Below are 24,484 nucleotides of genomic sequence, written 5' to 3'. Positions count from 1 at the left end.
ACCCTTAATTAACAACAGGTTACAGCACTGAAACCATTCAGGTGAATTGAGAATACCACGTCAGGCGCATTGGTCATACCAAAATTGATATGCATCAAGTTTTGATGGCTTAAAAGTAGACAATTCTGGACAAAAAGAAACCCGGTACGCATTAGCGACCGGGTTCCGGAGGTGACTGACTGTGACTTAGCCCAGCGTTTTAAAGGCTTTTATGCGCTGCAGATGTGGGGAGATGTTCTTGAACTTATGGGTCTGTTCTTCATCCCAGACAATCTCATAGTAATGATGCAGAAGCTCCGCAGCCCGGTGGCTGTTGAGCGCCTCATCATTACGCGAAAGGATCACCAGACACCGGTCGCGGTTTTTATCGCGAAAATTACTGACGCACTTGGTGGCAATATCGACGTACTCTTCCGGGCGGTCAATTTTGCCTTCCATGTTCTCATTCGGGAAAAGGTTAGGATTAAATACAACCTGGCGAATGTCGCACAGAAAACCAATCCGCTCTGCCCAGTAGCCACCCAGGCCCACGCCGCAAATCAGCGGGCGATCGTCGATATTAAGCTGCAGCATCTTGTCCACTTCTTTGAGCAGATGCTGCATATCATGCTTCGGATGGCGCGTGCTGTAGCTGATCAACCGGACATCGGGATCGATAAACTGCAGCTGCAACACCTTCTCATGATTACCTGGACTGTTTGAGTCAAAACCGTGTAAATAGATGATCATTGTCTTCTCACCATGCTACGCCTTCCGGGAGGGATTACAGGCTGGCTTTGTGCGCCTGCCAGCGCTCATTCAGGTCTTCAAGCCGGGCGTTGACCGTCTTCCAGCGCGCCGAATCCATCAGATCCTGACGGCTAAATGAACCTTTATGATACAATTGTGTAACACGCTCTGCATTGATCGGCGACAGGTTATCCAGCACGCTAACAGCCCCTTTACGATTATTGCAGACCAGGATCATATCGCAACCTGCGTCCAGCGACGCCTGACCGCGTTCTGCATAGCTGCCCATAATTGCCGCCCCTTCCATCGACAAATCGTCGGAGAAAATCACGCCATTGAAACCCAGCTCCTGGCGCAATACGGTTTTCAGCCAGTGCGGAGAGCCACTGGCCGGCCGCGGGTCGACGTCGCTGTAAATCACGTGGGCAGGCATGATAGCGTCAAGTTTGTTATCGGTGATAAGTGAACGGAACACCGACATATCTTTGGCACGAATTTCCGCTTCCGGGCGCGGATCGCGCGGGGTCTCTTTGTGGGAATCCGCCGTCACGGCCCCGTGGCCCGGGAAGTGTTTGCCGGTGGTTTTCATACCTGCATCGTGCATCCCGTCGATAAATCGGGTCGCCATTGCCAGCGCAATACGCGGATCTTCATGGTATGAGCGCTCGCCAATAGCGGCGCTGATATGGCCCACATCAAGTACCGGGGCAAAACTGATATCGATATCCATGGCTATCATCTCGCAGGCCATCAGCCAGCCCGCTTCCTGCGCCAGTTTGCCCCCCTCTTCCGTACCGAGCAGCGCGGCAAAAGACTGGGCAGCCGGCAAACGGGTAAAACCGTCGCGAAAACGCTGCACGCGTCCACCTTCCTGATCGACGGCCACCACCAGATGATTGCGCGATGCCGCGCGGATCTGACGCACCAGTTCACGCAACTGCGCCGGATCGTGATAGTTGCGGGTAAACAGGATCAGGCCGCCAACCAGCGGATGCGCCAGAATGTCACGCTCCTCCGCATCCAGCTCAAACCCTTCAACATTCAACATGACTGGACCCACACTCACCTCTCTTATCCTTTCGTTTGTAACTGACGCCAGGCATCGTTTGCCAGCGCAATAAATTGTTTATCTCTGGACTGCTGAAGGCGAATTTCAAACCAGCCCGCCATCAGCATAATGACCCAGGGTCGCCAGCGTCTCACCTGCCGAGCCAGCGCGTCGGCGTCAATATGCGCTACTCTGGCATACTCTCTGATGAGCGTCAGCCGCGCGGCGTCACTTTCCGTCCAGACCGCGGCCAGCTCCAGCGCCACATCGCCGTCTCCGGCATATTCCCAGTCAATAAGTCTGGCTCCTCCTGACGTATGCACAATGTTCCCGGCGTGTACATCCATATGTAACGGTGAGAGCCGAATCGGTTGCGGCTCGCCCGCTTTACGCAGCCGTTTGAGATGCGCAAGCCAGACTGGGGTACGTCTTTTCGGGGAGGCTTGCTGCCAGTAGTGCTCAAGCAGCGGAAGTAACGCGATTCGCCACCCCAGACGCTGTTGCTGGTGCAGATGATACAGCATCGCCGCGAGCTCCGGGGTGTCCGGCAGCGCGCTTTTCACCTCGCCCTCAAGATAGTCGACGGCCATCCAGCCCTGTCGGAAAAAACGGGGTTCCGGCACGAGATCCGACGGAAGACGTCTGAGGGCACGAAACTGACGACGAAAATGGAAAGCGGGCGCGAAGGGATCGTGATTATGTCGTAAGACCAGACGGTGCGCGCCCTGCTCCAGAATACAACTCGCGCCGCCAAGCCCGGAGTGGGCCTGCGGCGCGATAAGGCGGTACTGCGGAAAATAGCGCGTCAGGATCGCATCACGCGTGCTGTCATTGTTGCGTAACCGCACCTTTACCTGACCAGATAATTTCGCCTGTCTGAACCAGCATCAGCTGCATCTGCAGGGCTGGGGTATTCACGTTGCCGGTCGCATTAGAGTACAGCACATACTGGGCGCCAACGTTGCGGGCAATCCCAATCGCCTTGCTGCGGGTGCCGAGGCTATCCTGCGGCGACAGGCCGAGTTGCTGTTTGGCCACCGCGAGCTGCTGAGCAGAGACCAGCGTAAACTTGCCGTTGTTCGCCAGGGCATTGCGCAGGGTTTCCGTCGCTTCGCCCGCGTTCAGCGAACCGTTAGTACGGTTGTTAACGCTGTCGACCAGCAGCACGCCGCCTGCCGTCACGCCCTGTGCCTGCAGCATTTTACCGACCATCGGTTGCATTGCACCGTTCCAGTCATAATGGCGCACGCGCGGCGTAGGCTGTGACGTCTGGTCCGGGTGCTCAATTGGACCGGGCTGGGACGGAATAGACGGTACAGACGGCACGGTTGGCTGTGGCTCCGTTGGCGTTGTCGGCTGCTCAGTACCCGGTTTAGCCTCTTCTACAGGTGCAGGCTGTTCAGTACGGGTCACACACCCTGCCAGAAACAGAGCGAAAGCGGTCACGAGCGCATAACGGCTCAAATTTTTAATCAAAGTTCACCCCTTACAGATAAAGATAAAGTCTTACCTTATGTGCACCCAAATAGCTGGCGCTGTCATAGATCGTTACCGACGACCTCGCCGGAAGGGTGACGCTGCGCGGCGCCTCCAGCGGATGCATTTCAAGACCTCTTACGTCATACCAGAAAAAACGGTAGTGGACCGTCACGGGTTCATTTCGTTCGTTAAAGAGCGCAGAGGAGGCTGAAGACTTAATTTCACTGACCGTTAACGCGGGCTGTTGCGCCGTAATACCCGCCGCCAGCACGGAGGACTCCATCACCAGCGTCTGTTCATCGCTCACGGGGATCGCCGGGCGCGTGCTGCATCCCACAATCATCATCGTCATTACCAGCGCTGCAATACGCCCTTTAAACATGTCAAAGACCTTTGTGTGCCAGCATCGGCCCCAGAGGACGTCCACCCAGCAGATGCATGTGAATATGATAAACTTCCTGGCCGCCATGACGATTACAGTTCATGATCAGACGGTAACCGTCTTCCGCTATGCCTTCCTGCTCGGCAATTTTCGCCGCCACCGTCAGCATACGACCTAACGCCACTTCGTGCTCGGTTTTTACGTCATTTACGGTCGGAATCAGAATATTGGGAATGATAAGGACGTGTGTCGGTGCCTGGGGGGAAATGTCCCGGAAAGCCGTCACCAGTTCATCCTGATAGACGATATCCGAGGGGATTTCGCGACGGATAATTTTACTGAAAATCGTTTCTTCAGCCATGACCTTTTCCTTTTTTGTTAAATCTGGCGTGGTGCGTCCGCTGATAACACACTCTCGGGAAGACTGTGTGACACAATCCAAGAGTATGAGCGAGTTTCTCCTGTCCTTTCAACCTTCTCCCCCGAATTCTTTCCTGAATCTTCATCAGCTGAATGAAGAGTGACCGCTCAGGCGTATTCACTGGCTGAAACATTATTTCAGTTCCGCTCGACACATCTGTTTACAGCATTAATGGCAATGCGTATATTTCGCATTTGCATTTTCATGCGCATTTTTAACATAGAAAACGACGTCAGACCGCGATCGCGGGACTGATGCTACCAACCTTCACCGTTCTTAAGGGTTTGATCATGTCTTTCAATCATCATACCAGGGATGGGCAACGTCAGCCTGTCGCAACGCCTTCGTTGCTGGCAGCCTGTATTGCTATGGCATTGATGCCAGCCGTGAGTTTTGCCGCCTCCACAGACGAAGATACCGTTGTGGTTGATGGCGGTTTCGATAACGCGCCAGCCTTGTCCGACGGGCAGGATCGGGACTACAGCGTCAAGACCACCACCACCGGGACCAAACTGCTCCTCGTGCCTCGCGATATTCCGCAGTCCGTCAGCGTCATCAGCCAGCAGCGCATGGCGGATCAAAACCTGCAGTCTATCGGTCAGGTGTTAACCAATACCACTGGCGTGACGGCGCAGGTTCAGGACAGCGACCGTACCGTATTTTACTCACGCGGATTCTTCGTGAGTAACTATGCGTACGATGACCTGCCGACCTCCATCAGCGAAGTGTGGAACTTCGGCGATACTGCCGCCGATACCGCGATTTATGACCGTATCGAAGTGGTACGCGGCGCAACCGGCCTGATGTCCGGGACGGGAAACCCGGCGGCCTATGTCAATATGGTGCGCAAACATGCAGACAGCAATGAATTCAAAGGTAATGTCAGTGCCAGCTACGGCAGCTGGGATAAACAGCGCTACGTGCTGGATCTGCAGGCGCCGCTGGTGGAGTCCGGCAAGATACGCGGCCGCCTGATTACGGGCTATCAGGATAACGACAGCTTTGTTGATAACTACCACTACCGTAAAAAATTCCTCTACGGCGTGGTGGATGCAGATGTGACCGACAGCACGACCCTTTCTGTCGGCTATGAATACCAGGAAAGCAACACCGAGGATCCGACCTGGGGCGGATTGCCAACCTGGAACAGCGACGGGAGTAAAACCCATTACGATCATAGCCAGACCGTAGCGCCAAAGTGGGCATATTCGGATAAAGATAACACCCGCATTTACGCCAACCTGACTCAGCGCTTTGACAACGGCTGGGAAGCCCACATCAACGGCATGCATGCTGATACGAATTTCGACAGCAAACTGATGTATATGTCCGGCTATCCCGATCAAGCGACCGGTGCAGGCATGGTGGGCTATGGTGGCTGGAACAAAGGCGAGCGCAAACAGGATGCGGTTGATGCCTTCCTGCGCGGCGGATTCGATCTCTTTGGCCGTCAGCACGAAATGATGTTTGGCGGCAGCTTCAGCCGCCAGCGCAACCATTATGACAATAGGATGCCGGATACGTTATACGGCATGGTCGACGTGGGTAATTTCAAAAACTGGAACGGGGATATTGCCGATCCTCAGTGGACGCCATGGACGCTCTACAGCCAGGACGACATCCGTCAGTCATCGGCCTATACTTCCGCCCGCTTCTCGCTGGCCGATCCGCTGCACCTGATCCTCGGGGCGCGCTATACCAACTATAACATTCGCTATAACCCGGCGGGCTCTCCGGACACCCGTCTGGAAAGTACCAAAGATGACGTCACGCCTTACGCGGGCCTGGTCTACGACATTAATGAAGACTGGTCGACTTACGTCAGCTATACCTCAATCTTCCAGCCTCAGGACAAGCGTAATGCCAGTGGTCGTTACCTCGACCCAACCACGGGTAAAAGCTATGAAGCCGGTGTGAAAGCGGACTGGTTCAATACCCGCCTGACCACCTCGCTGGCAATTTTCCGCATTGAACAGGATAACGTGGCGAGCAACACTTATACCTACATGCCGAGCGGTGAATCCATTTATGAATCGCTGGACGGTGTGGTGAGCAAAGGGATTGAGTTCGAGCTTAACGGCGCGCTGACGGATAACTGGCAGCTAACGTTCGGCGCAACCCGCTACATTGCTGAAGATAAAAACGGCAACGCAGTCAGCTCCGATCAGCCGCGCACAACCATGAAGCTGTTTACCCGTTATCAACTGCCAATGCTGCCAGAACTGACCGTGGGCGGTGGCGTAAACTGGCAGAATAAGGTGTGGACGGATGTGGACGGCGGCCCGGCGGGACAATCACGTGCAGAGCAAGGCAGTTACGGGCTGGTTAACCTGTTCAGCCGTTATCAGGTCACCAAAGAGTTTGCCGTCCAGGCTAACGTCAACAACCTGTTTGACAAAGAGTATTACGATTACGTCGGCTCTTATGTGGTTTACGGCGCGCCGTTGAACGTCTCGGTGAGCGCGAGCTACGACTTCTGAGTGTTTAGCCGGGTGGCGGCTGCGCCTTACCCGGCACAACAAACCGCAGCAATAAAAAAGGCAGCCATTCGGCTGCCTTAGTCTCCCCTGCTCACAGCTTAGCTGTTGCGGATGTACTCATCCATTTCGGTTTTCAGGTTATCGGATTTCGTACCGAAGATTGCCTGAACACCAGAACCTGCAACAACCACGCCCGCTGCGCCCAGTTTTTTCAGACCCGGCTGGTCTACTTTCGCAACATCGGCAACGCTCACACGCAGACGAGTGATACACGCGTCCAGGTTAGTGATGTTCTCTTTGCCACCGAACGCTGCAACCAGGGCCGGAGCCATTTCGCTGGTCACACCTGCTTTGCTGTCTTCAGTTGCATCTTCACGGCCTGGGGTTTTCAGGTCCAGTGCTTTGATCAGCACGCGGAAGATGGTGTAGTAGACAACGGCATAGCACGCACCCACGATTGGGAACAGCCACAGTTTGCTGCTGTTACCGGACAGAACGATAAAGTCGATCAGACCGTGAGAGAAGGACGTACCGTCACGCATACCCAGCAGGATACAGATTGGGAACGCCAGACCCGCCAGAATCGCGTGGATAACGTACAGGATCGGCGCAACGAACATGAAGGAGAACTCGATCGGCTCGGTGATACCGGTCAGGAACGAGGTCAGCGCTGCGGAGATCATGATACCGCCCACTTTTGCACGGTTCTCTGGTTTAGCAGAGTGCCAGATTGCAATCGCAGCAGCCGGCAGGCCGTACATTTTGAACAGGAAGCCACCAGACAGTTTGCCTGCAGTTGGATCACCTGCCATGTAACGTGGGATATCACCGTGGAATACCTGGCCCGCTGCGTTGGTGAATTCACCAATTTGCATCTGGAATGGAACGTTCCAGATGTGGTGCAGACCGAATGGCACCAGGCAACGCTCGATGAAGCCGTAGATACCAAACGCCACAACCGGGTTCTGGTAAGCAGCCCACTGAGAGAAGGTCTGGATCGCGGAACCGATTGGTGGCCAGATGAAGGACAGGATCACGCCAGTGAAAATCGCTGCCAGACCAGAGATGATCGGAACGAAACGCTTGCCCGCGAAGAAGCCCAGATACTCAGGCAGCTTGATGCGATAGAAGCGGTTAAACATATACGCTGCAATCGCACCGGAGATGATACCGCCCAGAACACCGGTGTCTGCCAGGTGTTTCGCGGCAATCTCTTCTGCCGGTAAATGCAGAACCAGAGGCGCAACCACAGCCATGGTTTTCACCATGATGCCGTAGGCAACCACTGCAGCCAGCGCAGAAACGCCGTCGTTATTGGTGAAGCCCAGCGCCACACCGATCGCGAAGATCAGAGGCATGTTAGCAAAGACGGAACCGCCTGCTTCGGCCATCACATGGGAAACTACGGCTGGCAGCCAGCTGAAGTTTGCAGAACCGACACCCAGCAGGATACCTGCGATAGGCAGTACGGATACTGGCAGCATCAGCGATTTACCGACCTTTTGCAGGTTAGCAAATGCATTCTTAAACATAATTGAGAGTGCTCCTGAGTATTTGTGCTTTTTTTACGCTTTCACGCATTGGCCCGGGGGGAGTACCGTGCCGTGGACAGGACATCTAAGCGCCCTTTATTTATTACACAGAGTAAAATAATTCCCTCTGGGATTGTTTGACGGCTATCACGTTTCAGCTTAAGACGGACGAAAAACTTGCAGTTATTTACAAAAAGCATGTCTGGATGTGTCTAAATACATCCTCACCGCCCCAAATGAGGCGGTGAACTTTACTCGTTTTGTTTATTAATTACGAGCCTAAAAAAAACAGGTGTATCAGACAGATTGCAGGCGGGCGGGGTCGATATGGAACAGCGCAGAGAAGTTTTCCGTCGTGACGCGGGCCAGCTCTTCGATGCTGACGCCTTTAAGCACGGCCATGTATTCCGCAACGTCTCGCGTCATGGCTGGCTGGTTCTCTTTCCCGCGATGCGGTACCGGTGCCAGATACGGAGAGTCTGTTTCTACCAGAATGCGGTCGAGCGGAACATAACGCGCAGCATCACGCAGCTGCTCTGCATTACGGAACGTCACGATCCCGGAAAACGAAATATAAAACCCTAGATCAAGCAGTTTACCCGCCGTTTCTCTGTCTTCTGTGAAACAGTGTAGTACGCCACCGCAATCCGTCACCTTTTCTTCCTGGAGGATCGCCAGCGTATCGGCGCGTGCATCACGGGTATGCACGATGACCGGTTTATTCAGCTCGCGGCCAATGCGGATATGGTTGCGGAAGGATTCCTGCTGGCGCGGTTTCGTTTCCGGCGTGTAAAAATAGTCCAGCCCGGTTTCACCCATCGCCACGACGCCCTCTTCCGCAGCCAGTCGGCGTAACTCATCAACATCGTACGCTTCATCCTGGTTCAGCGGATGCACGCCGCAGGAGAACACCACGTTATCGCGAACGCCCACCAGCTCACGCATGGCGCGGTACCCCGGCAACGTCGTCGCCACGGCAAGACAAAATTTCACATCGCGGGCAGCGGCTTTTGCCAGCACGTCATCCACGTCATTGTGAAGGGATTGATAATCCAGGCCATCAAGATGGCAGTGTGAGTCGACTAAAAACATAATGTCTCTCTCAGAGATGGGAAACAGGCGGCGTAACGCCTGGTTGCAGGTAATGTTCAATACGCAGTAACTGGTCGGTCAGTAACAGCTCGCGATTAAGACCCGTTACGGTTAAAAGCTGTTCCCGGCTTTCGCAGATATCATGAAGGATAGCGTGCAAGGACGTTCCTGAAAGGCGGCTCGCCAGCAGGTTCACCAGTGGCCACGCGTCCGGGTTTGTCAGTAGCGTTGCCCGCTGCTGGAGCTTTAGCGCATCCAAAAGTAAGGACGCCAGCCAGTGCAAACGCTCAACGGCCCGATCGCTATTCAGTGCAGGCAGCAAGCTCAACCAGTCCTGGCTGTTGAGCGAAGCCTCGACGGCCTTACAGAGCGTTTCTCGCTGCGACCAGACGTCGGGTTGCAGTAATGCCAGCGCCGCTGCGGGCGCGCCGCTGCTCAGGCGAAGCGCAGAGAGCGCACTTTCCTGTGACGTTGTCACCTCGCGTTCTAGCCAGCTCAAGGACCATGATTCCTGGGGCACCGCAAGGTGATGAAGACGACAGCGGCTGCGCAACGTTGCCAGCAATCGGCCCGGATCACGGCATGAGAGGAAGAACCATGTTTTCTCCGGCGGCTCTTCCAGCGTTTTGAGCAGCGCGTTAGCCGCCGCCTCGGTCAGTAACGCAGCGTCGTTGAGCCAGACGACTTTCGCCCCGCCCAGCCGCGCATGTTCGTACAGTTTTTCACTGACTTCACGCACGGCATCAATACCGAGCGCGCTTTTACCCTTCTCAGGCGCCAGCGTGTAATAGTCAGGATGCGTGCCCGCCTGCATCAGCTGGCAGCCACGGCATTTCCCGCAGCTTTTGTGCCCTTCAGGCTGCTGGCACATCAGGAAACGGGTAATGGCGTAAATTAACGCATCATCCCCCATCCCCGGCAATGCCTGAATCAGTAACGCATGATGCCCCCGACCGGCCTGATAGCTGTTGATCAGCTGTTCAAAGTGCGGGCGCAACCATGGATACCATTTCATGCCTGCTGCTCCTGTAGCCACTGCGTAACGGTCTGCTGGATGTCTTGCGTGACGTCTTCCAGCGATTGCGTCGCATCGATGGTACGAATTGAGCTGTCCTGCGCGGCCAGCTCAAGATAGCGTGCGCGGGTGCGGTTAAAGAAATCAAAGGACTCTTGTTCAATGCGATCCAGCTCGCCGCGCGCGCGGGCGCGTTTGAGGCCCACTTCCGGAGTGACATCCAGATAGAGCGTCAGGTCCGGGCGAAAATCACCCAGTACGGCATTACGCAGCGTTGCCAGCATTGTCTGGTCAATACCGCGTCCCCCGCCCTGATACGCCTGAGTGGACAGATCGTGACGGTCGCCGATCACCCACTTGCCATTGGCCAGAGCGGGTTTAATCACCGTCTCAACCAGCTGGACGCGCGCCGCATAGAACATCAGCACTTCGGCTTTGTCAGTGATAACTTCGTCACCAACAGATTTGATATCCAGCACCAGGCTGCGCAGTTTCTCAGCCAGCTGAGTGCCGCCTGGCTCTCGGGTGAAGACCATGTCAGTGACGCCAAGCGCGTTCAGCGTTTCCACCACTACGTCGCGAGCGGTGGTTTTCCCCGCGCCTTCGAGTCCCTCAATGACAATGTATTTACTGCGCATTTTTTTCCTTAAGTGCCTTCAGATAGTCCTGAACAGAGCGATTATGACTGACAAGGTTGGTGTTAAAGGTGTGCCCCCCTTTTCCGTCAGCCACAAAATAGAGATACGGTGTTTTGGCCGGATGCGCGGCGGCTTTAAGCGACGCCTCGCTCGGCGTTGCAATCGGGCCCGGCGGCAGGCCGTTAATGACGTAGGTATTATACGCCGTTGGCGTCTCGAGATCTTTCCTCGAAATCTTTCCGCTGTAGCGCTCGCCCATGCCGTAAATAACGGTAGGGTCGGTTTGCAGACGCATGCCAATGCGAAGACGGTTGATAAATACCGACGCGACCCGATCGCGCTCGGCAGCAACGGCAGTCTCTTTCTCGATGATCGAAGCCATGGTCACGAACTGGTTTTGATCTTTATAGGGCAGCCCTTCCATACGCCCTTCCCAGGCGGAATCGACTGCCGCGACCATCTTTTTGTGCGCCCGTTTAAGAATTGCGACATCCGTCGTGCCCGCGGTGTACATCCAGGTGTCCGGCCAGAACCAGCCTTCCACCCACTCAGGATGCTCAAATTTCAGCACCCCGGCGACCGTCTCGTAACGATCATCTTTCAGAGTGTGCTTGATATAGGGCGCATCACGCAGCTGTTTCAGGTAATCGCTCAGTCGCATCCCTTCGACAAAACGCAGCGGGAACTGCGCTTCTTTGCCACTTTCCAGCAGCTGCAGCATCTCCCTGACGGTCATGCCGGGCGTAAAACGATAGGTACCGGCCTTGAAGTGAGACAGTTCCGGCTCGATACGCAGTAACCACTGGAACACGCGCGGGCGGTTGATGATTTTATCGCTGTAAAGCTGTTCGCCCAGCGCCATCCGCCCGGTACCGGCTTTAAGGGTAAAAATCGTCTCGTCTTTAATGAGGATCTTACTGTCCGCCAGTTGGAAAACTTTCCATACACCGACGCCGGCGGCAGCGCCGAGGACAACCAACAGTAACAGAACAAGGCGTAACAGTTTCATCATGCTAATCGGACGACTCACAAATTGGGGCTAAATAGTGGTAAAGTTCGCGCGCGGGCCACTCTCGCTCTGCGTAGCGCTGTACGGGGACAACCGGCATTAGCGCGTTACAGATAAGCACTTCATCAGCCTGCGCGAGCGCCGTTAGCGGCGCATTCACTTCGACAACGCGATACGCGGTCAGTGCCAGTTGGGCGATAATAAACTGCCGCATAATGCCGTTTACGCCCGCCTGATCGAGGCGTGGGGTAAAGACATCCTGCCCACAGCGCCAGAACAGATTTGCGGCACAGCATTCCGTAAGCCACCCATCGCTGTCAAGGACAAGGGCTTCATCGGCATCCGTCTGCTCAAGATGAGAACGAATCAGCACCTGCTCAAGGCGGTTGAGGTGCTTCATTCCTGCAAGATAAGGGTTGCGACCCAAGGGGATCGGGCTGAGAGCAAGCGTTACGCCGGTTTCTTTCCAGCGTGCGTAATGCGTAGGATATTCAGAAACGCTCAGGATGCGCACCGGTTGCTGACAGCCTGCGGGGCTATAGCCGCGACCGCCAGCTCCACGCGTGATAACGACCTTTAACACGCCGTCACCCTTTTTTTGCGCCATATCCCGCATTTCCGCAGCAAGGGTTTCCCATGCATCAAACGGGATAGCCAACCTTGTGCAGGCCGTCTGCAAACGTGTCAGATGGTGGCTGAAAAGTGAAACAACGCCGCCGCTAATTCGAGCAGTGGTAAAACAACCATCCCCAAACTGAACGCTACGATCGTTCACATCTAACTTTTTTTGTAACTCACCATTAATTAGATACATTCACCCTCCATATAAATACCTGACTAGGGTGGCAGGTGAAAGAGGATATCGCAAGTCTGTTATCTTCGAATAAATGTAAAAAAGCACAGGAAGGTTGGGCGCGCCTACGCCTGTATACATGAGAGAAATGCTATTCATCTATTAATGAATAAATGAAATATTATTCACGGAGAGGATTATTAAAGTTAAATTAAAAACACTCATTAGATATAGTTTATAGTTCATATTTTAGCACATAGATATAATCCCCCATGTGAATACCCAAGTGCGCAAGATAGTTTTAAAAACACAAGACAATGTTTCTTGCTGAAAACTATCGAGCATCATCACATCGTGTGCCATGAGTACTCACCTGTGTTTTATATCAATCACACTCTTCAAGGACATTATCAATGAAAGGAAAAGTAGCGGCTGTTGCCTTAATCACTACACTCGGAATGGTTTCTGCCGCGCAGGCCGATGATGGACAGGTAAATTTCACCGGTAATATCATCGAGCAAGGTTGTAAAATTGACACCACCATGACCGCGCCGCAGACCGTCAAGTTAGGTGATATCGCTAAAACTGCTCTGCCAGAGGCTGGTTCTGTTGCCGCGAATACTCGCTTTACTCTGAAACTGTCTGAGTGCCCGGCAGACCTGAAAGGCAAAGCTGTTGTTGTGAAATACACCGGCAAACCAGACGCCACTAATAATGACTATCTGGAAGTCACCGGCGCAGGCACCACTGGCGTTGCCAAAGGCGTTGCTATTCAGTTGCTGAACGGCGACGGCACCGCGTTACCGCTGGCAACCGCATCTAAAGCAGCGACCATCGATGCGACTGCTGGCACCGCTACCATGAATTTCAGCGCACAGTATATCGCAACTGCCGCTACCGTTGAGGCGGGTTCCGCTAACGGTACCGCTAACTTTACGCTGGCATACAATTAATCATCGCGCGATAAATTTCCGCCTTTGGCTATAAGCAATGCCGGGGCTTCCCGGCATTGCTATTTTGAGGTTAACCAGATGAAATTAGTGAATTCATTAATCGCCGCTGCATTTGTTTTTTCAATGGCAACAGCGCAAGCGGGTGTTATTATTGGAGGCACTCGCATTATATACCATGCAGACAAAAAAGAATCTTCCCTGGACGTCAAAAACCCAGACCCATACTCCTATTTAATTCAGTCATGGGTTGATAAAGATGAAAACGACACCAGTAAAACACCGTTTATCGTCACGCCGCCCCTGTTCCGCTTAGCTGGCAATGAAGAAAACAAACTGCGTATTATTAATACGGGCGGGAATCTGCCACAGGATCGTGAGTCACTGTTCTGGATGAACATTAAAACCATTCCGGCAACAGAAAAGTTAGACAACGTAAATACCCTACAGATTGCGATTAAGACACGTATCAAACTCATTTATCGCCCCGCATCGCTTACTGAGATGCCGGAAAAGTTTGCCAGCAAGCTTAGCTGGAAACGCAGCGATCAACAGCTTACGGTCAGTAACCCAACCCCCTATTACATGAACTTCAGCGAAGTCAAAGTCGGTGCCAGTACGGTTACGGATGCGACATACGTTGCGCCCATGTCCAGCGCGACCTTCAGTCTTCCGGCAAATGCCAAAGGCAATATTCGCTGGAAAATTATCAGTGACTTCGGCGCAGCTGGCGCGGAACACCAGACGCAGTAATCACTCATTAGATACTCGGACTCCGAAAGGATCACGGAATGATCAGAGCTAAAAAAAATAAGATCTCGCCAACCAGGCTGGCCTGCTTCATCGCATTGCAGTGTACATTCTCGTTGTCGCACCCTGCCTGTGCCCGGGAATATTTTAACCCCGCGCTACTGGGTATTGACGGTCCAGGTAAAGACATTTCTGACCTGAGTGCCTTTGAAGAAGGTGTTGGCCAAATGCCGGGTACTTATCGCGTTGACGTGCTGGTCAATCAGACATTGACTGGCACACATGACATTGAATTTAGCATGCAAAAGGACAGTCACGGCCAGACATCATTGCAACCGTGCATAAGCGTGGAGATGCTACGTGACTTTGGCGTCCGAACCGAGCAATTTCCGCAACTGACCGGAGAGAACCATTGCGCAAACCTGGCCGCTATTCCCAACGCTGCTACTCAGTTCGTCTTCAATAAACAGCAACTTTTGTTGAGCATCCCTCAGGCGGCGATGAATAACCAGGCGCGTGGATATGTTGCTCCAGAACGCCTGGATGAAGGCATCAATGCGCTGCTGCTTAATTACAGCTTTACAGGCGGCAACACCCAGGCTCGTCACTCTGATATGACCGATTCAGACAGCTATTACCTGAACCTGCGCCCAGGGCTAAATATCGGCCCATGGCGCGTACGTAACTACAGCACCTGGTCACGCAACACCAGCGGCAACAGTACCCAGAATAACTGGGATTCGGCATATACCTACGCTCAGCGAAATATTATCGCGCTCAAAAGTCAGCTGACGCTTGGCGAAAGCAACTCCCCTTCCGATCTGTTTGACAGCGTACCTTTCCGGGGTGCGCAACTGGCCTCCGATGACGACATGCTGCCTGACAGCCTGCGCGGCTACGCACCGGTGGTTCGCGGAATTGCCCGGACCAACGCCCAGGTCATCATTAAACAAAACGGCTACACCATTTACCAAAGCTATGTGTCGCCGGGGGCATTTGAGATCACTGACATGTATCCCACGGGCAGTAGCGGCGATCTGGACGTGACGATTAAAGAAGCTGACGGCAGCGAACAGCACCAGTTGGTCCCCTTCGCCTCACTGCCGGTTCTACAGCGTGAAGGTCGTTTAAAGTACAGCCTGACCAGCGGTCAGTACCGTCCTTACGACAGCGCCGTCGATAAAACATTCTTTACTCAGGGCTCGGCCATCTACGGCCTGCCAGCAGGATTTACCGCCTACGGCGGCGGACAGCTATCGCAACATTATCAGTCGCTACTTGTGGGGATCGGTAAAAACTTTGGTGGGCTGGGAGCCGTATCCGTCGATGGCACGCAGGCCTGGTCAACCCAACAGGATCAGGAAAAAGCGATCGGCCAGTCAATGCGGGTTCGTTACAGTAAAAACATTCTCGAAACGGGGACCAATATCGCCATTTCGGGTTATCGCTACTCAACTTCAGGCTATTACACCCTGCAGGAAGTACTCGACACCTGGCGGGACAGTAACTGGCAGGACAATACCGAACGCCGGCGTAATCGTGCCGAGATATTGCTTAACCAGAATCTCTGGGAAGGCGCGGGGTCCATCTCGTTAAACGCCATTAGCGAGGATTACTGGAACAGCGACCGAACAATGCGCTCAATCGGCGCGGGTTACAGCAACAGCTGGAACGGCATCACCTGGAGCCTGAACTACAGCTTTAACCGTAACACCACTGATGCCCGCGACAGCGACACCGTTTACAGCGAGGACCAGGTGTTCTCAATGAGTATCAGCGTGCCGCTGGATCGCTGGCTCAGCAGCAGTCGCGCCACCTACAACCTCAATACCAGTAAACATGGCAGCACCAGCCATACGGTCGGGCTGAATGGCACCGCGCTGCAAGATCAGAACCTCAACTGGAGCGTGCAGGAAAGCGAGACGAACCACGATGGGGGTAACGGTGGTAGCGCCAGCCTGGACTATCAGGGTACCTATGCCAGAATGAACAGCGCCTACAGTTACGACCATGATCAGCGCCGGGTAAATTATGGTATCAGCGGCGGTGTGGTTGCGCATGCAAATGGCATTACGCTGAGTCAGGAATTAGGTGAGACCGTCGCTCTGGTTGAAGCGCCGGGAGCAAGCGGTGTTGATATCACTAACCAGACGGGCGTCAGCACCGATTTCCGCGGCTATACCGTTGTGCCGTTTATCAGCCCATACCGTGAAAACACGCTGTCGCTGAATACCGAACAACTGCCGGATGATGCCGACGTTGAGCTTTCTGCGAAAACGGTCACGCCAACCCGAGGGGCTATTGTCCGGGCACATTTTGACACACGTGTGGGTAAACGCGTTTTGATGACGTTAACCCGTCGTGACGGGCGCCCTGTTCCGTTTGGTGCAATCGTGACTGACGACAAGAACGCAAAAACCACCTCGATTGTCGGTGATGGTGGACAGGTTTATCTGGCTGGTATGTCACTTCAGGGAAGTGCAACCGTTAAATGGGGTGCAAATAAGCAGTGTCATACCCGCTGGCAATTACCAGAGAGCACATCATCAAGCGCAATTGTAGAGGTCAACGCATCATGTCGTTAAATAAAATGCTTAAAAAATGGCTAACCCCTGTTATTTTTATTCCATGTGGTCTGTCAGGCATAAATTGCGCCTACGCAAATTATATTGAAGTTCAATCTTTCCATGTCATGCACCATGGATTTTCTACATTATCTATACCGAATGTCGTGGGCGGCACGACAGACTGGTATGATAATGATTCCATTTATACCGAGACTATCCCCGGCGAAGGAAAAAACTCCTATATTGATTTGTCTGTTAACGGACAATTACTTGCCGACAATGTGACCTGGGCAACAAGCAATCCAGGTATTGGTATTCAATATCAGGTCCATGTTTCATCTGTACCGGGATATTCACCGCAAGATAATCCCACAGCTCCCAATTACCGCATCAATCTGCCAATTGTCGATGGTAGCGCGCGTGACGGTTACTACCATGTATGGTATCGCCTGGTCAGATTAAGTGAAAAAATACCAGCAGGTACTATTATTTCTGTCCCCGACGTAACCATGAACGTACATAACCCTGATGGTGATGGTGTTGCGTTAGATTCGGGCCTGATTCTGTCCGGCGTAGTCAGTCAGCCAATTATAACTGCCTGTACTATTAACGCACCAAAGGAAATAAAATTATCCCCACTGTATGGCGCAAGCCTGGCAAGTGGCGCATCAAACATTACCGACGTACCCAAAGTTGAGTTGAAAAACTGCCCTGGCGCGATTAATGGGATCACCTATAACTTATTCGCGGTATACGGCGCACACAATGCCAATAATGGGGTATTAAATACGGTCACTGGCGATGGTTACGCCAGCAATGTCTATATTCAGGTAAAGAACGCCGATGGTTCTGCACATAAGATCAACAGTGAGATCAATCTGGGCCTTTATGACGGCTCAGGCGACTACACCCTGCCCGATTTTAAGGTCGCTTATTATATTGATGACGCTGCAACCGTTACTGCTGGCAATGTGAAATCGGCCATTGAACTTAAAGTAACCTACAACTAATACATAAGGAATGAAAATGAATATCGCGAATGGAAAAAAAATAGCGATTCTGGCAACGCTCTGCGGAGGTCTGTTTTCTGGCGCGTGTTCAGCCAACTCGGTCAATATTGACATTACAGGCACGGTTGTTGCCTCACCCTGTGTGGTCAATGGAGATAGCCCCTCGCTGGCGGTAAAATTAGGTGACAATATACAGGCTGATAGTCTGGCCACTGCCGGAAGTGCAACAAACTGGACTAACTTTACGCTTGCATTAACAAACTGCCCTGCTTCAACGTCCAGCTTTAGCGTTACTTTTGGCGGTACAGCGGATACCGATACTAACTATTATAAAAATACCGGAACGGCCACTAACCTGAAGCTGGAGTTGACCGACGAAACGACTAACACGGCTTACAAGAGTGGCGCCACGTTGCAAAATGTCGCCATCAGCAGCAGTACGCACGCCTATGATTTGAAAATGCGCGCCCGAGCCGTTTCCAACGGCAACGTGATGCCAGGCACCATTATCGGCCAGGCACAGGCCACCTTTACCTATCAGTAATGCAGGATGGGGATGATGATAGAACGGGTAAAATCTACTCTCGCATGCCTGGTGTTTGCGCTTTGTAGCACCGCGCAGGCAACCACTATCGATCTGAGCGGCACGGTCGTGGCGTCTGCCTGTACCGTGGATGCGGGATCCAAAAATCAGACAGTAAGGTTCGATCAAGCACGAGCGGTAAACTTTAGTCGCGTTGGGGCAACCGGAGAATGGCAGGATTTTTCACTCACGCTTTCATCCTGCCCCAGCTCAACGACACGTGTTAAGGCTACCTTGACCGGCGATTCAGACAGTGACGATCAGACAAAATTTGCTAATAGCAGCGGGGATGCAACAGGCATGGCGATGCAGATCATGACCCGCGATCATCTCACCGAGATCTCACCCGCGGGCTCGATTACCGTCGATGTAGACAGAACAACGCACAATGCGCAGTTTCCTCTCGCGGCCCGCCTCTATACCCCTACGGGAACCGTCACGGCAGGCGAATTTAACACCACCGTCCAGTTCACTTTTACCTATCAGTAACGAAAATGTGAACTAAAAAAAACGGAGCGCTATGCGCTCCGTTTTTTATGGGCAAGAAACCATTACACGCGTTTGAAAATCAGCGAGCCATTGGTACCGCCGAAGCCGAAGGAGTTACACAGGGTGTACTCCATACCGCTAACCTGACGCGCTTCGTGAGGCACGAAGTCCAGATCGCAACCTTCATCCGGGTTATCCAGGTTGATGGTTGGTGGAACCGCCTGATCGCGCAGCGCAAGGATAGAGTAGATTGACTCTACTGCACCCGCCGCACCCAACAGGTGACCGGTCATGGATTTTGTGGAGCTGACCAGTACGCGGCTGGCAGACTCGCCGAAGATAGACTTAACAGCCTGAGCTTCCGCTTTGTCGCCTGCAGGTGTAGAGGTACCGTGCGCGTTAACGTAGCCAATATGAGCTGGCGTAATGCCCGCATCACGGATCGCGTTTTCCATTGCCAGCGCAGCACCTGCGCCATTCTCCGGAGGAGACGTCATGTGATAAGCGTCGCTACTCATACCAAAGCCAACGACTTCAGCATAAATTTTCGCGCCGCGTTTTTTCGCGTGTTCGTACTCTTCCAGCACGAGCATGCCCGCACCGTCACCCAGTACGAAACCGTCACGGTCTTTATCCCACGGACGGCTTGCCGCCTGAGGATTATCGTTACGGGTAGAGAGCGCACGCGCTGCACCAAAACCACCGACACCCAGAGGGGTACTGGCTTTTTCTGCACCACCCGCAACCATAGCATCTGCATCGCCGTACGCAATCATGCGCGCGGCCTGGCCGATGTTATGTACGCCAGACGTACAAGCAGTCGCGATTGAAATGCTTGGACCACGCAGGCCAAACATGATGGTCAGGTGACCCGCCACCATGTTAACAATCGTGGACGGAACGAAGAACGGGCTGATTTTACGCGGGCCGCCATTCATCAGGGATGTATGGTTTTCCTCGATCAGGCCAAGACCGCCAATCCCGGAGCCGATAGCGGCACCGATACGGGTTGCGTTCTCTTCCGTAATTTCAAGGCCAGAATCCTGCATGGCCTGAACGCCAGCGACAATTCCATATTGAATGAAGGCATCCATCTTGCGCTGTTCTTTGCGCGAGATGATCTCTTCACAGTTAAAATCCTTTACTAAGCCAGCAAATTTCGTTGCATAGGCGCTAGTATCGAAATGGTCGATTAGGCTGATGCCGCTCTGACCGGCAAGGAGAGCTTTCCAGGTGGACTCTACGGTATTGCCGACAGGAGACAACATGCCAAGTCCGGTCACAACTACACGACGCTTAGACACGTTTGTCCTCCAGGGAGGGATAAAAAAAGAGATTCGTGGGACTAAAAAAGATAAAACTCAGGCGGTCGAATGACCGCCTGGAGATGTTCACTTACGCCTGGTGGCCGTTGATGTAATCAATGGCAGCCTGAACGGTGGTGATCTTCTCAGCTTCTTCGTCCGGAATCTCAGTATCAAACTCTTCTTCCAGAGCCATTACCAGCTCAACGGTGTCAAGAGAATCTGCGCCCAGGTCTTCAACGAAGGAAGCGGAGTTCACAACTTCTTCCTGCTTAACGCCCAGCTGTTCGCCGATAATTTTCTTAACGCGTTCTTCGATAGTGCTCATACTCTTAAATTTCCTATCAAAACTCGCTTTCGCGATGGTTTTCGTAGTGTATAAAATGTTGAAAAATTTGCAACTAAATCCCGGCAGGTCTTACCACGATTTTACGTTATTTTGAGGCCATTTGCCCTAATAACGCAAATATTTTCGATCGTGATTAAACCATGTACATCCCGCCGTTGACGTGGAGGGTTTCACCAGTGATGTAACCCGCTTCGTCAGAGGCTAAAAATGCAACCGCACTGGCGATTTCTTTAGGGTCGCCAAGACGACCCGCCGGAACTGCCGCCAGTGTACCCGCACGCTGCTCATCGGTCAGCGCACGCGTCATGTCCGTTTCAATAAAGCCCGGAGCAACAACGTTTACAGTAATCCCGCGGGACGCGACTTCACGCGCCAGCGACTTACTGAAACCAATCAGACCCGCTTTCGCCGCAGCGTAGTTAGCCTGACCAGCATTTCCCATGGTACCAACCACAGAACCAACAGTGATAATACGACCATGACGCTTTTTCATCATAGCGCGCATTACCGCTTTTGACAGACGGAATACAGATGACAGGTTGGTTTCGATAATATCGTTCCACTCATCATCTTTCATTCGCATCAGAAGGTTGTCGCGAGTGATCCCGGCATTGTTTACCAGAATATCCACTTCGCCAAACTCTGCACGAATATTTTCCAGAACAGATTCGATAGATGCAGGTTCGGTCACATTCAGTACCAGACCTTTACCGTTTGCCCCCAGATATTCGCTGATGGCCTGAGCGCCATTCTCGCTGGTTGCTGTACCAATCACTTTCGCGCCGCGCGCAACCAGTGTTTCAGCAATTGCGCGCCCGATACCACGGCTTGCGCCAGTGACCAGGGCAATTTTTCCTTCAAAACTCATGGTATTCCTCTTTTATTGCGAGAGTGCCGCTGACATCGCTTCCGGCTCGTTAATCGCGGACGCTGTCAGGGTGTCAACAATACGTTTTGTCAGACCGGTGAGGACCTTACCTGGGCCGACTTCATACAGTTGCTCAACGCCCTGAGCGGCCATAAACTCAACGGTTTTGGTCCACTGTACCGGGCTGTAGAGCTGGCGAACCAGCGCGTCGCGGATGGCTTCCGGCGCGGTTTCGCATTTCACATCGACGTTGTTCACAACGGAAATCGTCGGTGCGTTAAAAGTGATTTTTTCCAGCTCAACCGCCAGTTTCTCGGCAGCGGGCTTCATCAGTGCACAGTGAGACGGCACGCTCACCGGCAGCGGCAGTGCACGTTTCGCGCCTGCAGCTTTACAGGCAGCACCGGCACGTTCAACCGCTTCTTTATGACCGGCGATAACAACCTGGCCTGGCGAGTTGAAGTTAACCGGAGAAACCACCTGACCTTCAGCAGACTCTTCACACGCTTTTGCAATCGCGGCATCATCCAGGCCGATAATGGCAGACATGCCACCCGTGCCTTCCGGCACCGCTTCCTGCATGAATTTACCGCGCAGTTCTACCAGGCGCACCGCGTCAGCAAACGCGATTACACCGGCGCAGACCAGCGCAGAGTATTCTCCCAGGCTATGACCCGCGAGCAGAGCGGGGGCTTTACCGCCCTGCTGCTGCCAGACGCGCCACAGTGCAACGGAAGCGGTCAGTAATGCTGGCTGGGTCTGCCAGGTTTTGTTCAGCTCTTCGGCCGGACCCTGTTGAGTCAGCGCCCACAGATCATAACCCAGCGCGTCAGAAGCTTCACGAAAAGTCTCTTCAATGACCGGGTAGTTTGCTGCCATTTCAGACAACATCCCAACGGTTTGAGAACCCTGGCCCGGGAACACAAAAGCAAATTGCGTCATTTTTTATTCCTTATCCTAGAAACGAACCAGCGCGGAACCCCAGGTGAACCCGCCACCGAAGGCTTCAAGCAAGACCAACTGGCCCCGTTTGATTCGTCCGTCGCGTACCGCTTCATCAAATGCGCACGGTACTGACGCCGCAGAGGTGTTGCCGTGACGGTCCAGCGTCACCACAACGTTATCCATCGACATGCCCAGCTTTTTAGCGGTCGCGCTGATGATACGCAGGTTCGCCTGATGCGGTACCAGCCAGTCGAGTGCGGTACGTTCAAGGTTGTTCGCTTCCAGCGTCTCATCGACAATGTGCGCAAGCTCAGTCACCGCCACCTTGAACACCTCATTACCCGCCATGGTCAGGTAAATAGCGTTATCCGGATTAACGCGATCGGCGTTAGGCAGCGTTAACAGTTCACCGTAGCGACCATCGGCATGCAAATGCGTAGAGATGATACCCGGCTCTTCGGACTGCCCCAGCAGCACCGCGCCTGCACCATCACCAAAAATAATGATCGTCCCGCGATCGGTTGGATCGCAGGTACGCGCCAGTACGTCAGCACCGATCACCAGCGCATATTTGACGGAACCCGATTTAACATACTGATCGGCAATGCTCAGCGCATAGGTAAAGCCTGCACACGCGGCGGCAACGTCAAACGCCGGGCAGCCTTTAATACCGAGCATGTTCTGCACCTGACACGCTGCGCTAGGGAAAGCATGCGTGGCAGACGTCGTAGCGACCACGATCAAGCCAATCTGTTCTTTATCAATGCCCGCCATTTCGATAGCACGCTGTGCGGCTTCGTAACCCATGGTGGACACGGTTTCGTCTGGCGCGGCGATACGACGTTCACGGATACCTGTGCGCGTGACAATCCACTCGTCAGACGTATCTACCATTTTTTCCAGATCGGCGTTGGTACGCACTTGTTTTGGCAGGTAGCTGCCGGTACCTAAAATCTTCGTATACATGTACGCTCAGTCACTTTTAGCTAATACAGATTCCAGGCGAGCGGCAATCCGCTGAGGGACTTGTCGCTGCACCGCCTGCACTGCCTGTTCTATGGCGACAGAAAATGCTCGCTGATTGGCGGCTCCGTGACTCTTAATCACAATGCCGCGCAATCCTAACAGACAGGCGCCATTATACTGGTCGGGGTTGAGGTGACTGAATCGCCGCGTCAGGCTTTTTTGTAACCAACGTTTCAATAAAATTAGCCACCAGGCACTTTTTTTGCCCTCTCCCTGAGATTTCAGCAGAGAAAGGAACATGCGCACGACCCCTTCCATGGTCTTCAACGTGACGTTCCCGGTGAAGCCATCGCACACCAGAACGTCCGTTTTCCCCGTCAGCAACTCATTGGCTTCGAGATAACCAATATAGTTGATGGAGGGAACCTGTTTGAGCATTTCAGCAGCTTCGCGAATGCTGTCCAGGCCTTTGGTCTCTTCTTCACCAATATTTAATAACGCCACGCGGGGATTCTTAATCCCGACCACGTCTTCTGCCAGCACCGATCCCATCACGGCGAACTGAGCCAGCATGGTACTATCACAATCCACGTTAGCACCGAGATCCAGCACCACCGTTTTGCCCTTTTGTTGATGCGGTAATACCGTCACCAGCGCCGGGCGCTCAATACCCTCAATCGGCTTGAGCAATAATTTCGACAGCCCCATCAGCGCGCCGGTATTTCCCGCACTGACGCAAGCCTGCGCTCGCCCTTCTTTCACCAGCTCCAGCGCGATCCGCATTGAGCTCCCACGGCTGTTGCGAATCGCCTGCGAAGGCCGGGCATCACTGGCAATAACTGACTGCGCAGGAATAATCTGCAGACGTGAACGTTGTTCAAAGTCAGCTTTTGCAAGTAATGGCGTGATTGTGTCGGGATTGCCGACTAAAAGAAGTGTGAGTTGCGAATTAGAATTCAGTGCCTGCAATGCTGCAGGCACTGTCACGGAAGGGCCAAAATCTCCCCCCATGACATCTAACGCCAGGGTTAGACGTGTCAAGGTATCGTCGCAGCCTGGTTCGGTAACTTCCCCGTTTGCACGGG

25 protein-coding genes are annotated in these 24,484 nt (G+C 53.3%); 7 read left to right on the top strand and 18 right to left on the bottom strand.

Annotated elements, in window-relative coordinates; all coding sequences use genetic code 11:
- Positions 1-186: 186 nt before the first annotated feature.
- The 6 genes from ycfP to hinT are packed head-to-tail and all read right to left on the bottom strand — an operon-like array spanning position 187 to position 3,999.
- Positions 187-729: an alpha/beta hydrolase YcfP gene (gene ycfP / locus L3068_RS08610; protein ID WP_014883398.1), complete on the bottom strand. Its 543-nt coding sequence runs from the start codon at positions 727-729 to the stop codon at positions 187-189.
- A gap of 34 nt (positions 730-763) precedes the next feature.
- Entirely contained in the window at positions 764-1,789 is a 1,026-nt protein-coding gene (gene nagZ / locus L3068_RS08605) for a beta-N-acetylhexosaminidase (RefSeq protein ID WP_045282245.1), read from the bottom strand.
- A gap of 11 nt (positions 1,790-1,800) precedes the next feature.
- Entirely contained in the window at positions 1,801-2,625 is an 825-nt protein-coding gene (thiK, locus tag L3068_RS08600; protein WP_050862962.1) for a thiamine kinase, read from the bottom strand.
- Entirely contained in the window at positions 2,606-3,253 is a 648-nt protein-coding gene (gene lpoB / locus L3068_RS08595) for a penicillin-binding protein activator LpoB (RefSeq protein ID WP_014883395.1), read from the bottom strand. Before lpoB ends, thiK begins: the two co-directional genes overlap by 20 nt.
- A 10-nt stretch (positions 3,254-3,263) precedes the next feature.
- Positions 3,264-3,638, bottom strand: coding sequence for a YcfL family putative periplasmic lipoprotein (locus tag L3068_RS08590; RefSeq protein ID WP_023332707.1), 375 nt, complete (start codon positions 3,636-3,638; stop codon positions 3,264-3,266).
- 1 nt (position 3,639) lies between these two features.
- Positions 3,640-3,999: a purine nucleoside phosphoramidase gene (gene hinT, locus L3068_RS08585; protein WP_008500786.1), complete on the bottom strand. Its 360-nt coding sequence runs from the start codon at positions 3,997-3,999 to the stop codon at positions 3,640-3,642.
- A 350-nt stretch (positions 4,000-4,349) separates the two neighbouring features.
- Here hinT and fhuE point away from each other — a divergent pair, with 350 nt between their 5' ends.
- Positions 4,350-6,539 carry a ferric-rhodotorulic acid/ferric-coprogen receptor FhuE gene (gene fhuE / locus L3068_RS08580; RefSeq protein WP_117581388.1) on the top strand — a complete coding sequence of 730 codons (2,190 nt, stop codon included), beginning with the start codon at positions 4,350-4,352 and terminating at the stop codon, positions 6,537-6,539.
- A gap of 98 nt (positions 6,540-6,637) precedes the next feature.
- On the opposite strand, the gene ptsG is transcribed toward fhuE, so the two are convergent.
- The 6 genes from ptsG to pabC form a co-directional block, all read right to left on the bottom strand.
- On the bottom strand, positions 6,638-8,071 hold the full coding sequence (ptsG, locus tag L3068_RS08575) for a PTS glucose transporter subunit IIBC (protein ID WP_014883391.1): 1,434 nt from the start codon (positions 8,069-8,071) through the stop codon (positions 6,638-6,640).
- 297 nt (positions 8,072-8,368) lie between these two features.
- Positions 8,369-9,163, bottom strand: a complete 795-nt coding sequence (locus L3068_RS08570; protein WP_023332705.1) for a metal-dependent hydrolase — start codon at positions 9,161-9,163, stop codon at positions 8,369-8,371.
- 10 nt (positions 9,164-9,173) lie between these two features.
- On the bottom strand, positions 9,174-10,178 hold the full coding sequence (gene holB / locus L3068_RS08565) for a DNA polymerase III subunit delta' (RefSeq protein WP_014883389.1): 1,005 nt from the start codon (positions 10,176-10,178) through the stop codon (positions 9,174-9,176).
- Positions 10,175-10,816, bottom strand: a complete 642-nt coding sequence (tmk, locus tag L3068_RS08560) for a dTMP kinase (RefSeq protein WP_045269414.1) — start codon at positions 10,814-10,816, stop codon at positions 10,175-10,177. The genes holB and tmk overlap by 4 nt, the downstream gene beginning before the upstream one ends.
- Positions 10,806-11,828: a cell division protein YceG gene (gene yceG, locus L3068_RS08555; protein ID WP_023332704.1), complete on the bottom strand. Its 1,023-nt coding sequence runs from the start codon at positions 11,826-11,828 to the stop codon at positions 10,806-10,808. Before yceG ends, tmk begins: the two co-directional genes overlap by 11 nt.
- A gap of 1 nt (position 11,829) precedes the next feature.
- Positions 11,830-12,639 (bottom strand): aminodeoxychorismate lyase, encoded by an 810-nt coding sequence (pabC, locus tag L3068_RS08550; protein WP_023332703.1) that lies wholly within the window; start codon positions 12,637-12,639, stop codon positions 11,830-11,832.
- Between the two features lie 392 nt (positions 12,640-13,031).
- On the opposite strand from pabC, the gene L3068_RS08545 reads away from it, so the two are divergent.
- From L3068_RS08545 to L3068_RS08520, 6 genes are all read left to right on the top strand, one after another.
- Positions 13,032-13,571 (top strand): fimbrial protein, encoded by a 540-nt coding sequence (locus L3068_RS08545; protein WP_014883385.1) that lies wholly within the window; start codon positions 13,032-13,034, stop codon positions 13,569-13,571.
- Between the two features lie 78 nt (positions 13,572-13,649).
- The gene (locus L3068_RS08540) at positions 13,650-14,321 is read left to right on the top strand and encodes a fimbrial biogenesis chaperone (RefSeq protein ID WP_014883384.1); all 672 of its coding nucleotides are present in this window, start codon (positions 13,650-13,652) and stop codon (positions 14,319-14,321) included.
- A 38-nt stretch (positions 14,322-14,359) separates the two neighbouring features.
- The gene (locus L3068_RS08535) at positions 14,360-16,903 is read left to right on the top strand and encodes a fimbria/pilus outer membrane usher protein (protein WP_014883383.1); all 2,544 of its coding nucleotides are present in this window, start codon (positions 14,360-14,362) and stop codon (positions 16,901-16,903) included.
- Positions 16,894-17,895, top strand: coding sequence for a fimbrial protein (locus tag L3068_RS08530; protein WP_117581385.1), 1,002 nt, complete (start codon positions 16,894-16,896; stop codon positions 17,893-17,895). The genes L3068_RS08535 and L3068_RS08530 overlap by 10 nt, the downstream gene beginning before the upstream one ends.
- A 16-nt stretch (positions 17,896-17,911) precedes the next feature.
- Positions 17,912-18,439, top strand: a complete 528-nt coding sequence (locus L3068_RS08525) for a fimbrial protein (RefSeq protein WP_023332699.1) — start codon at positions 17,912-17,914, stop codon at positions 18,437-18,439.
- 15 nt (positions 18,440-18,454) lie between these two features.
- Positions 18,455-18,967 carry a fimbrial protein gene (locus L3068_RS08520; protein WP_117581383.1) on the top strand — a complete coding sequence of 171 codons (513 nt, stop codon included), beginning with the start codon at positions 18,455-18,457 and terminating at the stop codon, positions 18,965-18,967.
- A 62-nt stretch (positions 18,968-19,029) separates the two neighbouring features.
- Here the strand turns inward: L3068_RS08520 and fabF are convergent, their stop codons facing one another.
- From fabF to plsX, 6 genes are all read right to left on the bottom strand, one after another.
- Complete coding sequence (gene fabF, locus L3068_RS08515) at positions 19,030-20,271, bottom strand: beta-ketoacyl-ACP synthase II (protein ID WP_117581381.1); 1,242 nt, start codon at positions 20,269-20,271, stop codon at positions 19,030-19,032.
- A 91-nt stretch (positions 20,272-20,362) separates the two neighbouring features.
- The gene (gene acpP / locus L3068_RS08510; protein ID WP_003857954.1) at positions 20,363-20,599 is read right to left on the bottom strand and encodes an acyl carrier protein; all 237 of its coding nucleotides are present in this window, start codon (positions 20,597-20,599) and stop codon (positions 20,363-20,365) included.
- A gap of 154 nt (positions 20,600-20,753) precedes the next feature.
- Positions 20,754-21,488 carry a 3-oxoacyl-ACP reductase FabG gene (gene fabG, locus L3068_RS08505; RefSeq protein ID WP_008500795.1) on the bottom strand — a complete coding sequence of 245 codons (735 nt, stop codon included), beginning with the start codon at positions 21,486-21,488 and terminating at the stop codon, positions 20,754-20,756.
- 12 nt (positions 21,489-21,500) lie between these two features.
- On the bottom strand, positions 21,501-22,430 hold the full coding sequence (gene fabD / locus L3068_RS08500; RefSeq protein WP_014883378.1) for an ACP S-malonyltransferase: 930 nt from the start codon (positions 22,428-22,430) through the stop codon (positions 21,501-21,503).
- Between the two features lie 15 nt (positions 22,431-22,445).
- Complete coding sequence (locus L3068_RS08495; protein ID WP_023332696.1) at positions 22,446-23,399, bottom strand: beta-ketoacyl-ACP synthase III; 954 nt, start codon at positions 23,397-23,399, stop codon at positions 22,446-22,448.
- A 6-nt stretch (positions 23,400-23,405) separates the two neighbouring features.
- Positions 23,406-24,440 (bottom strand): phosphate acyltransferase PlsX, encoded by a 1,035-nt coding sequence (gene plsX / locus L3068_RS08490; RefSeq protein WP_014883376.1) that lies wholly within the window; start codon positions 24,438-24,440, stop codon positions 23,406-23,408.
- Positions 24,441-24,484: the final 44 nt, after the last annotated feature.

Source organism: Enterobacter cloacae complex sp. ECL414 (assembly GCF_021869685.1).
GTDB lineage: Bacteria > Pseudomonadota > Gammaproteobacteria > Enterobacterales > Enterobacteriaceae > Enterobacter > Enterobacter kobei.
The sequence above is the reverse complement of the archived record's forward strand: the minus strand, read 5'-3'. Positions and strand labels throughout refer to the sequence as shown.

Coding starts and splice junctions, on each gene's coding strand:
- ycfP (WP_014883398.1), bottom strand. CDS start 729: ATGATCATCTATTTACACGGTTTTGACTCAAACAGTCCAGGTAATCAT.
- L3068_RS08590 (WP_023332707.1), bottom strand. CDS start 3,638: ATGTTTAAAGGGCGTATTGCAGCGCTGGTAATGACGATGATGATTGTG.
- hinT (WP_008500786.1), bottom strand. CDS start 3,999: ATGGCTGAAGAAACGATTTTCAGTAAAATTATCCGTCGCGAAATCCCC.
- fhuE (WP_117581388.1), top strand. CDS start 4,350: ATGTCTTTCAATCATCATACCAGGGATGGGCAACGTCAGCCTGTCGCA.
- ptsG (WP_014883391.1), bottom strand. CDS start 8,071: ATGTTTAAGAATGCATTTGCTAACCTGCAAAAGGTCGGTAAATCGCTG.
- L3068_RS08570 (WP_023332705.1), bottom strand. CDS start 9,163: ATGTTTTTAGTCGACTCACACTGCCATCTTGATGGCCTGGATTATCAA.
- holB (WP_014883389.1), bottom strand. CDS start 10,178: ATGAAATGGTATCCATGGTTGCGCCCGCACTTTGAACAGCTGATCAAC.
- tmk (WP_045269414.1), bottom strand. CDS start 10,816: ATGCGCAGTAAATACATTGTCATTGAGGGACTCGAAGGCGCGGGGAAA.
- yceG (WP_023332704.1), bottom strand. CDS start 11,828: ATGATGAAACTGTTACGCCTTGTTCTGTTACTGTTGGTTGTCCTCGGC.
- pabC (WP_023332703.1), bottom strand. CDS start 12,639: ATGTATCTAATTAATGGTGAGTTACAAAAAAAGTTAGATGTGAACGAT.
- L3068_RS08545 (WP_014883385.1), top strand. CDS start 13,032: ATGAAAGGAAAAGTAGCGGCTGTTGCCTTAATCACTACACTCGGAATG.
- L3068_RS08540 (WP_014883384.1), top strand. CDS start 13,650: ATGAAATTAGTGAATTCATTAATCGCCGCTGCATTTGTTTTTTCAATG.
- L3068_RS08535 (WP_014883383.1), top strand. CDS start 14,360: ATGATCAGAGCTAAAAAAAATAAGATCTCGCCAACCAGGCTGGCCTGC.
- L3068_RS08530 (WP_117581385.1), top strand. CDS start 16,894: ATGTCGTTAAATAAAATGCTTAAAAAATGGCTAACCCCTGTTATTTTT.
- L3068_RS08525 (WP_023332699.1), top strand. CDS start 17,912: ATGAATATCGCGAATGGAAAAAAAATAGCGATTCTGGCAACGCTCTGC.
- L3068_RS08520 (WP_117581383.1), top strand. CDS start 18,455: ATGATAGAACGGGTAAAATCTACTCTCGCATGCCTGGTGTTTGCGCTT.
- acpP (WP_003857954.1), bottom strand. CDS start 20,599: ATGAGCACTATCGAAGAACGCGTTAAGAAAATTATCGGCGAACAGCTG.
- fabG (WP_008500795.1), bottom strand. CDS start 21,488: ATGAGTTTTGAAGGAAAAATTGCCCTGGTCACTGGCGCAAGCCGTGGT.
- fabD (WP_014883378.1), bottom strand. CDS start 22,430: ATGACGCAATTTGCTTTTGTGTTCCCGGGCCAGGGTTCTCAAACCGTT.
- L3068_RS08495 (WP_023332696.1), bottom strand. CDS start 23,399: ATGTATACGAAGATTTTAGGTACCGGCAGCTACCTGCCAAAACAAGTG.